The sequence below is a fragment of the Brevinematales bacterium genome (assembly GCA_026415355.1).
Lineage (GTDB): Bacteria > Spirochaetota > Brevinematia > DTOW01 > DTOW01 > SKYB106.
Genome location: JAOAHF010000015.1, coordinates 6,249 through 21,821, shown reverse-complemented (window position 1 = coordinate 21,821; position 15,573 = coordinate 6,249). Strand labels below are relative to the sequence as shown.

At 31.8% G+C, this 15,573-nt stretch carries 14 protein-coding genes and 2 tRNA genes; 7 read left to right on the top strand and 9 right to left on the bottom strand.

From position 1 onward, the window contains the following. Window positions 1–9: 9 nt before the first annotated feature. The 3 genes from N2712_06615 to N2712_06605 are packed head-to-tail and all read left to right on the top strand — an operon-like array spanning window position 10 to window position 2,157. The gene (locus N2712_06615) at window positions 10–1,149 is read left to right on the top strand and encodes a tetratricopeptide repeat protein (GenBank protein MCX8029647.1); all 1,140 of its coding nucleotides are present in this window, start codon (window positions 10–12) and stop codon (window positions 1,147–1,149) included. A 3-nt stretch (window positions 1,150–1,152) separates the two neighbouring features. After that, a complete protein-coding gene (locus tag N2712_06610) occupies window positions 1,153–1,680 on the top strand; it encodes a hypothetical protein (protein MCX8029646.1) in 528 nt (175 codons plus the stop codon). Between the two features lie 12 nt (window positions 1,681–1,692). Continuing rightward, entirely contained in the window at window positions 1,693–2,157 is a 465-nt protein-coding gene (locus tag N2712_06605; GenBank protein MCX8029645.1) for a hypothetical protein, read from the top strand. Between the two features lie 2 nt (window positions 2,158–2,159). Here the strand turns inward: N2712_06605 and N2712_06600 are convergent. From N2712_06600 to fabG, 4 genes are all read right to left on the bottom strand, one after another. Next, window positions 2,160–2,233: transfer RNA gene (locus tag N2712_06600), tRNA-Pro, on the bottom strand. A 1-nt stretch (window position 2,234) separates the two neighbouring features. Then, a complete protein-coding gene (locus N2712_06595) occupies window positions 2,235–2,777 on the bottom strand; it encodes a flagellar basal body-associated FliL family protein (protein ID MCX8029644.1) in 543 nt (180 codons plus the stop codon). 61 nt (window positions 2,778–2,838) lie between these two features. Continuing rightward, a tRNA-Arg gene (locus tag N2712_06590) sits at window positions 2,839–2,912 on the bottom strand. Continuing rightward, window positions 2,912–3,661 carry a 3-oxoacyl-[acyl-carrier-protein] reductase gene (fabG, locus tag N2712_06585; protein ID MCX8029643.1) on the bottom strand — a complete coding sequence of 250 codons (750 nt, stop codon included), beginning with the start codon at window positions 3,659–3,661 and terminating at the stop codon, window positions 2,912–2,914. The genes N2712_06590 and fabG overlap by 1 nt, the downstream gene beginning before the upstream one ends. Window positions 3,662–3,795: 134 nt before the next feature. Here fabG and N2712_06580 point away from each other — a divergent pair, with 134 nt between their 5' ends. Further along, window positions 3,796–5,133 carry a hypothetical protein gene (locus N2712_06580; protein MCX8029642.1) on the top strand — a complete coding sequence of 446 codons (1,338 nt, stop codon included), beginning with the start codon at window positions 3,796–3,798 and terminating at the stop codon, window positions 5,131–5,133. Here N2712_06580 and N2712_06575 read toward each other — a convergent pair. The 3 genes from N2712_06575 to gyrB form a co-directional block, all read right to left on the bottom strand. Continuing rightward, window positions 5,130–5,426, bottom strand: a complete 297-nt coding sequence (locus tag N2712_06575; GenBank protein MCX8029641.1) for a YggT family protein — start codon at window positions 5,424–5,426, stop codon at window positions 5,130–5,132. The two genes, N2712_06580 and N2712_06575, sit on opposite strands and share 4 nt — an antisense overlap. A gap of 47 nt (window positions 5,427–5,473) precedes the next feature. Continuing rightward, window positions 5,474–6,763 (bottom strand): homoserine dehydrogenase, encoded by a 1,290-nt coding sequence (locus N2712_06570; protein MCX8029640.1) that lies wholly within the window; start codon window positions 6,761–6,763, stop codon window positions 5,474–5,476. A 167-nt stretch (window positions 6,764–6,930) separates the two neighbouring features. After that, the gene (gene gyrB / locus N2712_06565; GenBank protein ID MCX8029639.1) at window positions 6,931–8,859 is read right to left on the bottom strand and encodes a DNA topoisomerase (ATP-hydrolyzing) subunit B; all 1,929 of its coding nucleotides are present in this window, start codon (window positions 8,857–8,859) and stop codon (window positions 6,931–6,933) included. Window positions 8,860–8,991: 132 nt separating this feature from the next. On the opposite strand from gyrB, the gene N2712_06560 reads away from it, so the two are divergent. Both N2712_06560 and N2712_06555 read left to right on the top strand, forming a co-directional pair. After that, window positions 8,992–9,381, top strand: a complete 390-nt coding sequence (locus N2712_06560; GenBank protein ID MCX8029638.1) for a metal-dependent transcriptional regulator — start codon at window positions 8,992–8,994, stop codon at window positions 9,379–9,381. Beyond that, window positions 9,378–10,499, top strand: coding sequence for a hypothetical protein (locus N2712_06555; GenBank protein ID MCX8029637.1), 1,122 nt, complete (start codon window positions 9,378–9,380; stop codon window positions 10,497–10,499). Before N2712_06560 ends, N2712_06555 begins: the two co-directional genes overlap by 4 nt. Window positions 10,500–10,735: 236 nt before the next feature. Here the strand turns inward: N2712_06555 and serS are convergent, their stop codons facing one another. After that, entirely contained in the window at window positions 10,736–12,007 is a 1,272-nt protein-coding gene (gene serS, locus N2712_06550; protein MCX8029636.1) for a serine--tRNA ligase, read from the bottom strand. A 505-nt stretch (window positions 12,008–12,512) separates the two neighbouring features. On the opposite strand from serS, the gene murB reads away from it, so the two are divergent. Next, window positions 12,513–13,424 carry a UDP-N-acetylmuramate dehydrogenase gene (gene murB / locus N2712_06545; protein MCX8029635.1) on the top strand — a complete coding sequence of 304 codons (912 nt, stop codon included), beginning with the start codon at window positions 12,513–12,515 and terminating at the stop codon, window positions 13,422–13,424. A gap of 134 nt (window positions 13,425–13,558) precedes the next feature. Here the strand turns inward: murB and priA are convergent, their stop codons facing one another. Then, complete coding sequence (priA, locus tag N2712_06540; GenBank protein ID MCX8029634.1) at window positions 13,559–15,508, bottom strand: primosomal protein N'; 1,950 nt, start codon at window positions 15,506–15,508, stop codon at window positions 13,559–13,561. Window positions 15,509–15,573: the final 65 nt, after the last annotated feature.

Genomic DNA, 15,573 nt, shown 5'->3' with positions numbered 1-15,573 from the left:
AGATAGAAAATGCTACCTCAAAAAGATATACAAAAAATAATAGATGCATACCAGGAAAGTAATTTCATCAGGTGTGCTCAATTAGGTAAAGGTGTGTATTATGAGCTACCCAATGAAGTAAGAAAACTTGTGGAATTATCCTCTTTCTATACAAGAGGAGTTGTATCAGAAAACCTAGAAACCATATTTGACTATAAATCATATCTTGACATAATTTTATCAAAAATCCTCTTTCTAAGAGGAAATATAAATAAGTATAGATCCATACCCTATAACGTACTATCAAAATCAAATGACAACCTAAGTAAATTATATGCTTTAAAAGAAATAAAAATGTTTGACGAAAGAAACTTCAAAAATATATATATCAACTTGGGCATAATAAAAACTTTATCGGAAAGAGAGGAATATCTAAGAATGTTTCTGGAAAACGACTACAATAGAGCAATAAATTCCATATCCAACATTCTCTCAACAACATCCCATACTGAAATACTATTAGATCTTGCAGATATATGGTACTACACAGGTCAGTATAAAGAACTTTCCGAGCTTTGTTTATCATTATATAAACAAAACAAAATGAATGACTACTTTATATATTTACAAGCATACTCATACTTTTCATCAGGTAAAATATACGAATCTATCAATTTACTTGAAAAACTTGTAAAAATTTATCCTAGAAATCCTAACATAACATACAATCTATCAGTAAGCTATTATAGAATAGGAAATTTTGAGAGAGCACTTGAATTTATAAACTCTACACAGAGCATTCACTCAGCACCAGAAATAAATTTTTTAAAAGGACTTATACTCTACAAGATTGGTAAATTTGAAGAAAGTAAAAACGAATTTATATCACTTCAGTTCCACGAAGAGTATAAATTTTCAAGTGAATATAATATAAGTATATGTGAATATAAGCTAAAAAGATATGAATCTGCTATTAGCAGATTGATAAATCTAAGAAACAGTAATTTTATAGACAAAAAGAATTCTGATGCAATAAACAAAACAATATGGTACATAAAGAGAGAAAGTAGGAAGATACCTTATGCTTTAACGTTTCTTATACTCTTACTTCTTTCATCAGGAGTAGGAATCTTAATATACTTTATTATGAACTACCTAGGACTGAGGTAGTATATGGAAAAAATCAAAATGATGCTAAATTCAATACTTCATGAAAAGAATTTGATAGATAGAACCATACTCTTAAGGTATTATGTAAATGAATACAAATCTTCAAATCCTATATTCCTTTTTCAATTTTTCAAATTAATTTTTAATTACATAAATTCTAAGAACGATTTCGAATTTCTTGAACTCATGATAGACAACTTTTATGACGAGATATGTATGTACGGACACTGGGCAACAAAAGAGTTTAATGATATACTTTCATTTTTCATAGCTACAAACAAAATTTCGTACATAATAAAACTCTCACACTTAGTACCAGAACTAGGAGATAAAAGTACACTAAGGCTGGTAAAAAAATTACTCCAATCTCTAGAAAATAATAAATACGTAGATCCCAAGAATCTTTACATTATCAAAAAATCATATCATGAACTCGATACAAAAATTAGATCAGCAAATAAAAAAGCAGGGATATATCCACTAGATCAAGGAATAATAATTAAATGGAAAAGATTCGAAGTTGTGGAATAGGACAATATAATTATGGAAAATCCAAATAATATAAAACTAAAGCATATACTTAAGATGTACGATAACTTTGGTACAAGATACTTCTGTGAATACGAAGAACTCAAATGTGCTTTCAGAAAAAAGATAAAAGAATACCATCCAGACTTAGCAGGAGATGAAAACAAAGCAAAAGAGATAATCTCTTCATATAAAGAGCTCGAAAAGTTATACAAAGACAAAAATCTTTTCAATGAATATAAAAACCTTTACATATCGTCACAAAACAAACACCCTGAAAACAATCAAAGTAAATATTTCAAATCTCAAAAAGAACAGGTAAGTAGCAAATTCAGAATAACACATATACTGTCTAGAAACAGCAAATTCTTGATACTACTTATAGGTATAATAACGGTACTCATAGCAGGGGATATTCTCATAGGGATGCTATCATTTTTAGTATTACTAACCATACTATGGAGCTATAGAAGAATTTGAATTCGGGCCAGTGGGACTTGAACCCACGACCTCACGCGCCCGAAGCGTGCGCGCTAGCCATCTGCGCTATGGCCCGCTTAGTAAACAGTAAATTCATCAAAAAATATGTCTAATATCTCTCCATTGACAAGTATATTATTGATAAGCTTTTTTAACCTTTCTTTAAGCTCTTCTCTTTCTATAGGTTCATCTAGATCTTCTTTTTTCATAGACGAAACCGTAGTAATAACTATATCTCTAATTTGAAACTTCCTTTGCCCAAGCTCAAGCATAAGTGGATTATTTTTTTCGGGATACGCTATATACATCTTAATTCTCACAAAGTGAGGCTCATCTGTATCTGCTGTGTTTATATTAAAACTACCCAAATCAAAAGTCATAGGAGGAGGTTCTTTTTTTATAGGTCCTCTTGCAACAACTATTTCTTCAGATATTCTTGCTCTCATCTGAGAAACTACAATAAAAGCAACTATTGCAGCTATTATAGCTGCTATAACAAGCTGTAAAACATGCGACAGAATCCATTCTATTATAGATCCGAAACTAAAACCTACTTTCTTAGATTGCTCTTCACTTTCAGGCGTTTCTATACCTATCTCCTCTTTTTCGTCATCACCCATAAACCACCCCCTCAATACAAATTATCGTATCAACAAAATAACTTTGTCAGAATTCTAATTTTGTGCCTGAGGGGACTTGAACCCCTGACCACCGGACTCGCATTCCGGTGCTCTATCCACCTGAGCTACAGGCACTAATACATTACCATTCCACCATCGACAATTATAGTCTGACCAGTTATGTATGATGACATATCAGAAGCTAGAAAAGCAACTACATTTGCAACATCATCTGGTTGCCCCATCCTACCAAGTGGTATCAACTTTAAAACCTCCTGTTTTATATTATCAGGTAAAACTCTAGTCATATCAGTATCTATGTATCCCGGTGCAACAGCATTAACATTTATATTTCTTGATGCTAGTTCTTTGGCAAGCGACTTTGTCAACGCTATAACTCCCCCTTTCGAAGCAGAATAATTAACCTGACCTGCATTACCCATTATACCCACAACAGATGAGATATTTATAATCTTACCATATTGCTGTTTCAACATGTACCTAGAAACAACTTTACATCCATTGAACACCCCTTTAAGATTAGTATTAATAACCTCATCCCATTCTTCTTCTTTCATCCTTATTATAAGAGTATCCTTCGTAATACCAGCATTATTAACAAGTATATCAATCCTACCAAATTCTTTAACAACCTCATCCACAACATTCGAAAATTCATTTAAATTCGCTACATTAAGTACAAAACCTTTTACCTTAACACCATACCTATCCTCTATTTCTCTAGCTACAGATTGCGAAGTTTCAGCTTTAGTTGAAGTAATAGCCAAATTCACTCCAAAAGATGCTAGCTTCTCTGCTATTGATCTACCGATACCCCTAGAAGCTCCAGTAACAAGCGCTACTTTACCTTTTAAATCATTCATAAAATACCCCCAAAAGACAGAAATAGTTTATAAAATATTAGATCAACATAACAACTTATTACAATCAAAAATAGATAAACCTTAAAATAAATACTATGTTGAAAAAGAAAAATAGGTTTCCATATAGTTTTGTCATGAAAGTTAGGGCAACACTAATACTATTGTTAGTTACACTCCTAACTCACCAAGGATACAGTCAAATAGAAAATTTAATACCTGGCACACCTTCATTGGTTGTCAAATTCGAGAGCTTCAAGGAATTCAATCAAAGAATTTCAAATATCATACTTATAATGTTTCCTCGTTCGTATGAAGAGACTCTGAGATCCTTTAAAACATTCTTTGAAGATATTTTCTCGATCGACATAACAGACAAAACCAATCTTGATAGCTTAGGTATAAATCCTAATAAAGAATTCGGATTCGGTTTCAACACAAGGGGACAAGCGTTTCTAATAATACCAATCATAACTAATATCGACGAAAAAATAATTAAATTACAAAATACCTTATACAAATTAAAGTTTACAAGTTTTACATTCCTAAATGAATACATAATAGCAACTGGCAAAGACTTCGAAAAGTCTATATTTCGTTCCAAAATACCTACAAACTACAACGTTTATATATCTAACCCTTTAATTGACTCTATTACCCCATTCAAGATACCAATTGAATTTTCTGAGTATTTTATAACCGTAAAAATAAATACCATAAGCACAAACAAAATTTCATTAACACTAACTCAACAACCCATCATCCTAAGAACAACCAATACCTCGTCAAGATTTGACAATATATCCTACACTTTCCAAAAAGACATGGTCTCAATAATACTTGACATTAAAATGAAACCTATTGATATCATTTCAAATATATCGTTTATCGAGAAAACTATTGACTTAGGTTTGATGTCAATAATAACAAACTTTGAAAACGATATTGGAATATCATCAATTGAAGTATTAACTAACCTAATAGGTCCTTCAACCATATTCATATATGGATACAACAATCCATTGAACAACAGAATAATGTTCGTAGCATCTACTATAGATCAAAACCTTATCATAAGAACAATAGACAAAATAGCAAAAGACATCGCCAAAAAAAGAGATATATTTAAATTTTCAATATTTGACAAAACGTTTTATAGGTTACCTATTAAGGAAAATCATAATTTATACATAGGAGTAATATTCAACAGATTTATAATATCTACTGATAGAGATATTTTGGTAGGATTTATTAGAAACATAGCCAATAATCAAAGAGAAATGGAAGAAGAACAAAGCATCTTAAACACCATCATAAATACTCAACCTACTTTAAACAACACAATAAAATTAAACAATCTTGAGAACTCTTTCGTAAGACAACTATTACCTTTAATAGTTCAAAGTAAAAGAATTGTAATAAAATCAAGATTTACTAATACTTCTGTTGAAAGCTATATAGACATTGAATACTAGATTATCGTGATAGTCTTAATTAAAACCATATAAAGTAACTCAAGTATCAAAAATAACCAGAGTACTGAAAGGTCAAAAAAACCAATCCTTGAAGGTAGATACCTTCTTAAGAAATCAAGTGGTGGCTCAGTTATAATGAACAAAAATTGGTAAACTTTCGATCCTAGCAGATTCGGATTAAACATTACAATCCAAGAAAAAATCACTCTGACAAAAAGTATAAGTTGATAAACTCTCAAAACATTAGCCAAAACAAACAGAACTATATGTAGTGGAGATGTAAATTCAATCATCGCCAAGAATTATCAAAACTCTACTTACAAGATTTCAATTAGATAATCTAAATTTCATCTATGATTCTTATCATAACTCCCTGTCCCTTAACCACTTTGAGGTTATTGATTTCTGACAAAGCTCTAATCAAATCTTTTTCTCTAGAATGATGAGTAACCATAACTAAGGGAACAAACTCATGAGGGCTAACTTCCTTTTGTATTACCGAAGCTATACTTATGTTGTTATCTCCTAGAATTTTTGATATAGCACTCAAAACGCCAGGTTTGTCAATAACAGAAAACCTTAAATAATACCTAGAGTATATGTCTCCTATAGGTTTCACATCTCTATTTTCAAATTCTTTTATTTTATCAACCAACTTCGGATTTGAAATATTCTTTGCTATTTCGATAATATCAGACACTACTGAAACAGCTGTAGGATACCTACCAGCACCTTTCCCATAATACATGGATACTCCGAGATGTTTACTTTCAATCATTACAGCATTGTACTCGTTTCTAACAAACGCTAACTGATTGGTCTTGCTAACCAAAGAAGGATGAACTCTAACTTCAATAGTTCCATCATCATCTAATCTTGATATACCTAGAAGTTTTAAAACAAATCCCATTTCATATGCATACCTAACATCATCAAGAGATACATTTCTTATTCCTTCAACATACACTGAGTTAAAGTCAATTCTTGTATTGAAAGCAAGTCGTGCCAAGACTGCTATTTTGTGCGCTGTATCAATTCCATCTATATCAAGAGAAGGATCAGCTTCAGCAAAACCCAATTCCTGTGCTTTCTTCAAAGCGGTAGGGAAATCCATATTCTCTTCAAACATTTTCGTAAGTATAAAATTAGTAGTCCCATTCAAAATACCCAAAATTTGGCTAACTCGATCTCCAACAAGACCATCACCCAAGATTCTAATTATAGGTATTCCTCCAGCAACACTGGCTTCAAATCCAACAACAACCCCATATTCCTTAGCTAAAGAAAATATCTCGTCACCTTTCTCAGCAAGTAGTGCTTTATTAGCAGTAACAACGCTTTTACCAGACTTTATTGATTTAGTTATAATATCATAAGGTACATCAATACCACCAACTAGTTCAACAACTATATCAACATCTTTGTCATTTATTATATCGTTATAGTCCATAGTCTTGCGAGAGTATAAAATTTCAACACCGCTACCACCAAAATTCCTTGAAGCAACATATTTAAGTTCAATATCAATCCCTGTCCTACTCTTTATGAGATCTCTGTTTTTCTGAAGTATGTCAACTACTCCGCCTCCAACAGTTCCAAAACCAACAACTCCAACTGCTACCTTCTTCATAGTCTCTTGATTTTATAAGAAACTACCAAACCCACACAAACTAAAATTAAATCCCAATGCTAACAAACTATAGTACTACGTACAAAAAGATCAATCAGTTATAACTTCTAAACTCCTACATTGTACTTATCAACAACTCATGAATTACAAAAATTAGAATCTAACAACTATACATCTATTTCTACAACTTCCTTTGCATAAAGTTCTATAAAATTTCTTCGTTTTTTAACATCTTCACCCATAAGGATTGAGAAAATATTATTTGCTTTTATAGCATCCTCAAGTGTTATTTTTAGTAGTTTACGTGTAGATGGGTTCATAGTAGTTTCCCAAAGTTGCTCAGGATTCATTTCACCAAGTCCTTTATATCTCTGAACTGTAAAATTCTTAGATTTTATTTCTTTTATTATCCTATCCTTTTCCTCATCAGAGTATGCATAATAGTGTTTCTGACCCACAGAAATTTTATAAAGAGGAGGTACAGCAGAATATATATACCCTTCTTCAATCAGTTCTTTCATATACCTATAGAAGAATGTAAGTAACAGCGTTCTTATATGAGACCCATCAACATCTGCATCTGTCATTATAATTATTTTACCATATCTAATTTTTGATATATCAAAAGTATCCGCTATACCTGTTCCTATAGCAGTTATAATAGTTTTAATTTCATCATTGTCTAACAATTTGTTAATTCTAGCTTTCTCAGCATTCATTATTTTACCTTTAAGTGGTAATATTGCTTGAAACTCTCTACTTCTTGCTTGTTTCGCACTACCACCTGCCGACTCCCCCTCAACTATAAACAACTCTGTTTTGAGAGGATCTTTCTCAGAACAATCTGCCAACTTTCCAGGTAAAGAGAACGAATCCAAGGCACTCTTTCGTCTAACCAACTCTCTTGCTTTTCTTGCTGCTTCTCTAGCTCTAGCAGCTTCAACAACCTTTTCAAGTATTCTTTTAACTGTATCTAAGTTTTTTTCAAATAACGGCACAAGCTTATCGTAAACAAAATCTTCAACTAGTCCTCTAACTTCGCTATTACCTAGCTTTTCTTTAGTCTGTCCTTCAAACTGAGGCTCTGGAAGTTTAACACTAACTACATAAACTAACCCTTCTCTAACATCTTCACCAGTAATATCTATTTTTGCCTTTTTATCAAGACCTGTCCTTTCGTAAAACTCCATCATCACCTTTGTCAAACCACTTCTAAATCCTGTTAAATGAGTTCCTCCCTCAATAGTCTTTATTGAGTTAACGTAAGAATAACCTATCTCATCATAATCTGTTGTATATCTAAAAGCAATCTCAATAAATAAAAGTTTTCCACTAGAAAGTTCTCTTTCTCCATGAATGTAAAAGGTATCTGAAATAGGTCTCATTTCTTCTGTTAAAGCATTAACAAACTCTACTATTCCTCCTTCATAATAAAATACATCTCTTCTCTCTTCTTTTCTCCTATCTATAAGTTCTATCCTAACTCCTTTGTTAAGAAAAGCAAGTTCTCTCAACCTAGCTTGTAAAATATCATAGTTGAAGCTCACATCCTTATCAAATATTTCTCTATCTGGCTTAAAGATAACCGTAGTTCCAGTGTCTTTTATTCCTTCTTTCTTGACAATAACTTCTGACTCAGGAATACCTCTCCTATACTTCTGGTAATACAGTTTACCATTTCTTTTTACATATACCTCCAGGTACTCAGACAAAGCGTTAACTACAGAAACACCAACCCCATGTAATCCACCAGAAACCTTATAGGCCTTATTATCAAATTTCCCACCAGCATGTAATTTAGTCATAACAAGCTGCAACGCAGAAACCTTGTGCTCAGGATGTATATCAACAGGTATTCCTCTACCATCATCTTCAACAGACACCACATCACCTTTATCAATAGTAACTCTTATATTTTTACAATACCCTGCAATTGCTTCGTCTATGGAGTTATCAACAACTTCATAAATCAAATGATGGTAACCACTGCTACCTGTTGAACCAATATACATCCCAGGACGTTTCCTGACAGGCTCTAACCCCTCCAAAACTTGTATTGTCTCAGCATTATATTCTCTTACTTCCTTATCAGCCATAAGCTATTCTCCTAATCTACTAAAGTAATTTTAAAAGAAAAGCATATTCCATTTAAATTTAAGCCTACTAAGAAAACCGCAAAATTTTTCAGTTTCAAAAAGTAACATTTAATCTTTTAGAATTCAAAAAGTATGGCAAAAAAGGTTAATGAAGAATTAACAAGGAGCCTTAAAAAGTATCTAAAGGTTATATCCGACATAGAATTGGAAAGGGGTATTGTAAGAGTCAAAGAAATAGCAAAAAGGATGAACGTATCAATGTCTTCAGTTTCAACCTCTCTCAAAAAACTCACAAACCTTGGATATATCGATTATGAAAAACACTTTTTTGTCAAATTTACATTCAAAGGCAAAGCACTAGCAGACAAATTTCATTACAACTCAACTATACTTTATAGATTTTTAATCGATGTACTCAAAGTCGACGAAAATACCGCCAGAATACAAGCAGACGAAATATGCGTAGATATAATTGATGACGTTATGAGTAAACTAGAAGAATATCTCAACACAAGAATATGAACGACAAGAAAAACTTAGACAAAATACTTCAAAACCTTATATCTCTATACAACAAAGGTCAGTTTGGTAGTATAATATCTGTTGTCGACTCTGAACTCGAATTCGATGAACTAGATCTACTATCAAAAAAGATATATATATTCTCCCTTATAAGGACCGGTAATACAACAGAATCACAATATCTAATCGAAAAACTACTAGAAACTACACCAGAAGATCCTGAGTTACTTAACGCTATGGGATATATACATCTAATGAAAGGTAATAGAACAGCATCACTTAACTATCTACTAGATGCTGAATACTATTCTACAGGAGAAACTAAAAATAAAATAAAAAATAATATTCAACTATTTTCCGAAGTATCAGATACTAATACTCTGAAGTCTATAGTTAAACCCAAAGATTTTCTTATACTTTCGTTACCAAAAGAAGTAAAAAAATTATCATTTCCCAAATTACCTCAAATAAACAACAATGTAATACTAGTAGGATTTGGTACAGTTAGTATTATAGTAGTAGGATACTTCTTGATATCATATATACCAAATGTCTCTAAAAACAATAGAGACATTATATCTGAAAACATTTCAAAAATAGAAATAGAAACAACAACTAAACTTATCGAACCTAAACCTATACTAACAAATGAGATAACACTAACCGAGAAAGAAATATCATCGATATTCAGTGAAATAAGGACACTCCTATCAAAAAATCGTTCATCAAACAAAGCAAGATTTCTAGCAAATTATCTATTGCATTCAAATGCCTCTACTCAAATAAAAAGCAAAGTTGAAGTTCTAAAAACCTTTATGGAAGAACCTGAAATCAATCTAGACTGGCAACCCCTATACGAAGAGGTAAATTCTAAACCTATAATTTACGACAGTGTATATGTTGTCTGGAAAGGAAAAGTTGTTAACCTCTCTAAAACTAGCGAAGGCATTGAATTCACATTACTTATACAAGGCAAGGACGAAAGTGTTATAAAAGGTTTCATAAGAGCAAAAGCAAGAAGTTTCCTAGAAGGTTATGTAGGACAAACTGTAACAATACTAGGTAAAATCTCATCATCAAAAGATATGTTTCTTGAAGTAAAAAAAGTTATAGAATAGCTTCATTTACACATAACATATTCAACTAAATAATAAAACTCTTGTATGAAGAACTCTGAAACTAGTATTAAGACTACTAGTTTGTTGAAGAATAGTGCCATTGAAGTAGGTATTGGGGGTGTTCTTTAGTAAATCATACAAGTTAACATAATTAAAACCAAAAATGGCAAAAAGGAACTAAACTTTAACTTAATGATCGAAGAAAAACTCTCAATAGTACAAAACCGAATATATACCTAGATAGGTTCAATGACATCGAAACCTGTGTACGGCCTTAAGATTTCAGGTATTATTACACTACCATCTCTCTGTTGGTAGTTTTCGAGTATTGCTATAACAGTTCTACCAACTGCTAGTCCAGACCCATTAAGGGTATGTACAAACTCAAGTTTTCTGGTATCTTTCCTTTTAAATCTTATATTACCTCTTCTTGATTGGAAGTCAAGACAATTTGAAACTGAAGATATTTCTCTGTATGTTCCATAACCTGGCAAATAAACCTCTATATCGTAGCACTTAGCTGCTGAAAAACCCATATCACCAGCAGATAACTTTACAATCCTGTATGGTAAGTTCAGTGCTTTGAGAAGGTTTGAAGCATCTTCAACCATTTTAAGGTGCTCTCTTTCTGAATCTTCAGGCCTAGTTATCTTAATAAGCTCAACTTTGTTAAATTGATGCTGCCTCAGGATACCTCTTGTATCTTTTCCATATGCACCAGCTTCTTTCCTAAAACTTGGAGCATAACCTGTTATGTATATAGGTAATTCATCTTCATCCAATATCTTGTCTCTAAACATATTCACTAATGGTACCTCCGCAGTAGGATTTAGATAGAGATCTTCATCTTCAACCTTGTACAAATCTTGTTTAAATTTGGGTAATTGCCCTGTAGATCGTAAAGATATCGATCTAACAAGAAAAGGTATCAAAACTTCTTTATACCCAGATTTAGTATTATAATCCAAGAAAAAGTTTATAATACTCCTTTCTAATTTAGCTCCTTTACCCTTCATAACAACAAAACCAGAACCAGCAATAACCGAAGCAGCATCTGTATCAATTATTCCAAGTCTAGCACCTAACTCCCAGTGTGGTAAAGGATTGAAATCAAACTTTCTAATATCACCCCAATACTCAACAATTTCGTTACTACTTTCATCTGGCCCTTGTGGTACATCATCAAGAGGTAAATTAGGAACCATCAACAAAAGATCATACAACCTATCCTCAACTTCTTGAATAACTTTCTCTTTATTCTTGATCTCCTCAGATATCTTTGATATCTCAACCATACGTTGAGAAGCATCCTGACCTTTGGATTTAAGAAAACCTATCTCTTTAGAAAGCTGTCTTTCTTTTGCTCTTAAGTTATCTACTTCAAAAACTAACTTTCTCCTCCCTTCATATAGCGAAACTATTTCATCAACATCTACAGTACAATTTCTGTACTTTAGCTTCTCTTTAACGAGATTTAAATTTGAAACTATAAACTTCACATCCAACATAAAATCCTCAATTGCGAAGGAGATTTTAAAAAAAACAGTGAAAACAAAGCAATCTAAACTCGCTTCAGTAAATACTACCCCAATAATTTACTAGAAATAAATTAAAACAACATAAGCTACAAAAGAACAAAAAGACGAAAAATAAACCATTATAAAAACCAAACTACTTCATACTATCCGACCATAGCAAAAGATTCCGTAGATGCATACAGAATAGAAACAAATAAAAAATACCTGAACCCTTCAACAAGTAAACCTACTAAAAATACCAGACTATTAATTACTAAAATTTGTAAACTTGCAATTGTCGTTTAAAATACAATACCATTCATTCATGAATATAGATCTAAGCACAAATCCTAAATCAGAAACATCTTATAGATGTGATTTTGGTGTTCAAACATTATTCAACTACCAGATCAAAAACTTAAGAAGGTATATTATTTTTTTATACTTTATTTCTCGAATCATTTAACATAAGTAGAAGCTTGCTTAACAATCTACTATGCTACCCCATACAGTCATAGAAAAATTTGATGTACAATATAACATAAGTCTAAAAAATCTAACAACGCTTAGAATAGGCGGAACTGCAAAATATCTAGTCAAGGTATATACCAAAAAAGAATTATCCAAACTTTTAGATATACTAAACTCCGAAAACATACCTTTCTTTCTACTAGGTGGAGGATCGAATATACTAGTTAGAGATGGAATTATCGAAGATTTTATTATATTAAAGCTAGATGGTGAATTCAAGGATATAAAAGCGATAAACGAAGAAAATGGTATAGTTAGAGTATCTATTGGTTCAGCTTATAATCTACCTTCAGTATCAAAATTTGCATTAGATAACTCTCTTGAAGGAGCAGAATTTTGTGTAGCAATTCCAGGAAGCGTAGGTGGTGGTGTAATTATGAATGCAGGAGCACACGGAAGAGAAATGAAAGACATCATTGATAGAATTTCATACTATACAAAAGAAGGTTTTGAAAAAACTATAAGAAACAATGAAGCTGGATTTTCATACAGGCATAGTAATCTTCAAGAATATATAATATCATCAATTGAGGTAGTTCTAAAAAGAGGTAACAAAGAAGAGATAAAACGCAAAATAGATGAAAATTTATTTTATAGATCTCAAAATCAGCCAAAAGGCTTTTCTGCAGGTAGTGTATTTAAAAATCCCCCAAACAACAAAGCATGGAAACTCATAAGAGAAGTAGGACTTGCAGGATACAGAATAGGTGATGTATTATTTTCAGAAAAACACGCAAACTTTATAATAAACTTAGGGAACGGGAAAGCAGAAGATGTAATAAAACTCATGAAACTCGCTATAAGAAGAGTAAAAGATAAATTTGGAATAACACTAGAACCCGAAGTGAAGCTAATAGGATTGTCTCTAGATTTATAAAAAAATATATTTATCCTCCATCTAAACTAGTATAGAATATACGAAATCATTATTTTCAGAAACTGAATTACTAAATGACACACCATGGGTATCTACACCCCAAAAGGAATAAGATAAAAGTTACAACTTAACCATCATAGTAAGGACAAAGGATTTCTATCAATTTCAATATACACTCCTAACTTATTCCTCAAGCTTTTATATACTACTTCTTGTGCTTTCTCTATTAGCTCTTCTTTTGTACTTTTGAATATTATCTGGTACCTATAATTATTTGCTATACGTTTTATAGGAGCAGGTACTAAAGGTGAAACAATAACATCATCTCGTTTATAAGCAATGTTATCCAAAAGTATCTTTGCTGAATTACCAATTTCAATACATTTTTTTTCAACTTCACTTCTGAAAACAAATTTAGTCATATTCCAGAATGGTGGATACTTAAAATTTCTTCTCCTCTCAATTTCATATTCAAAGAATAGTTCATAATCTTGTGCTACTGCAGCCTTAATGCTGTAATGATCAGCATCAGAAGTTTGAATTAAAGCATGTCCTTTCTCATCTCTTCTACCTGATCTACCAATAGCTTGAGTTATCAGATGGAAAGTCCTCTCTGATGAATAAAAATCAGGCAACCTTAAAGTTATTTCAGGAAAAAGAATACAAACTAAATTAACCTGAGGTATATCCAAACCTTTTGATACAATCTGTGTTCCTATTATAACATCTATTTCTCCTGTTTTTAGAGCTGAGTATATTCTATCATAAGCTTCTTTATCTTTTGTTGTATCTAGATCTACTCTTACAATTTTTCGCTTTATGAAAATGTTCTTTATTATTTCTTCAGCCCTCTCAGTACCAGCACCAATAGTTATTATCCTACCAATACTACAGCTACGACAAACTTCAGAATATTTTTCAGTATACCCACAATGATGACACAGGAGAATGTTTTTCTGTTTGTGATAAGTCAGAGTAATATCACAATTAGGACACATCGGAACATAACCACAATTATTACATTTGACAAAATCACTAAACCCCCTACGATTTATGAAGACTATCACTTGTTGATTTTTTGAAACTTTTTCTGAAATTTTCGAAATGACAATAGGAGAAACAACAGATTTATCTTTTTTCATATCAACAACTTCAACCTCAACTTTTTGATACTTAGCAAACTTTTCTTTAAGTTCAAGCAATTTATACTCACCTTGCTTTGCTAAATAAAAATCTTCAATAGTAGGAGTTGCAGAACCCAAAACTACTGGTATATTTCTATTTTTAGAAATCCATTTAACAATATCTTTGACACTATACCTTGGAGTACTAGAAGACTTATAAGATGTTTCGTGAAATTCATCAACTATTATAATCCCAAGGTTTTGATACGGCAAAAACAGAGATGATCTAGGTCCTATAACAAATTTTTTTAAGCCATTTTTTACAGACATGTAGATATTAAATTTATCATTTTCAGTTAATCTGCTGTGGTAAACTGCTATTAGTTCTTTTGGTACAAATGAAAACTTATCAACAAGTTGAGGGGTAAGAGATATTTCAGGAACTAATAGAAGACAAGATTTACCCTCGTTTAAAACATCTCTAACCAGTTTTTTATAAATTTCTGTTTTCCCACTACCTGTAACACCGTATAAAAGAAACACTTCTCCTACACCAAAAGCACTCTTCACTGCTCTATAAACCTTGTCCTGAGTTTGAGTTAATTTGGTATCTTCACAAATATTGTAATCGCTAAACCGAGTAGTAATAGTTCTAACTCTACTAGCATCTGGTATCATCATAAAAACTGCTTCAGAAAGAGTAGATGTATAATATCTTGAAATAAACTTCGCCAATTCCAACTGTTCGTCAGAAAATACAGGTTCTTTATCAATAACACTAATAACTTCTCCCAATCTCTTACCCTTAGGAGAGGATACCAAATCTAAAATTAAACCTGTTACCTTCTCGCTTGAGAAAATAACACTAACTCTCTGGTATCTGGATACACTACTATTTTTCCCAAAGTGATACCAAAAAGTTCCTTCAATAGGTTTATTAACCAAAACTTCAACAAACATACACACCGATATCTAAACATTATCTAGCAATAAATTATTGATAATACTGTAAAGATTTTCAAAAT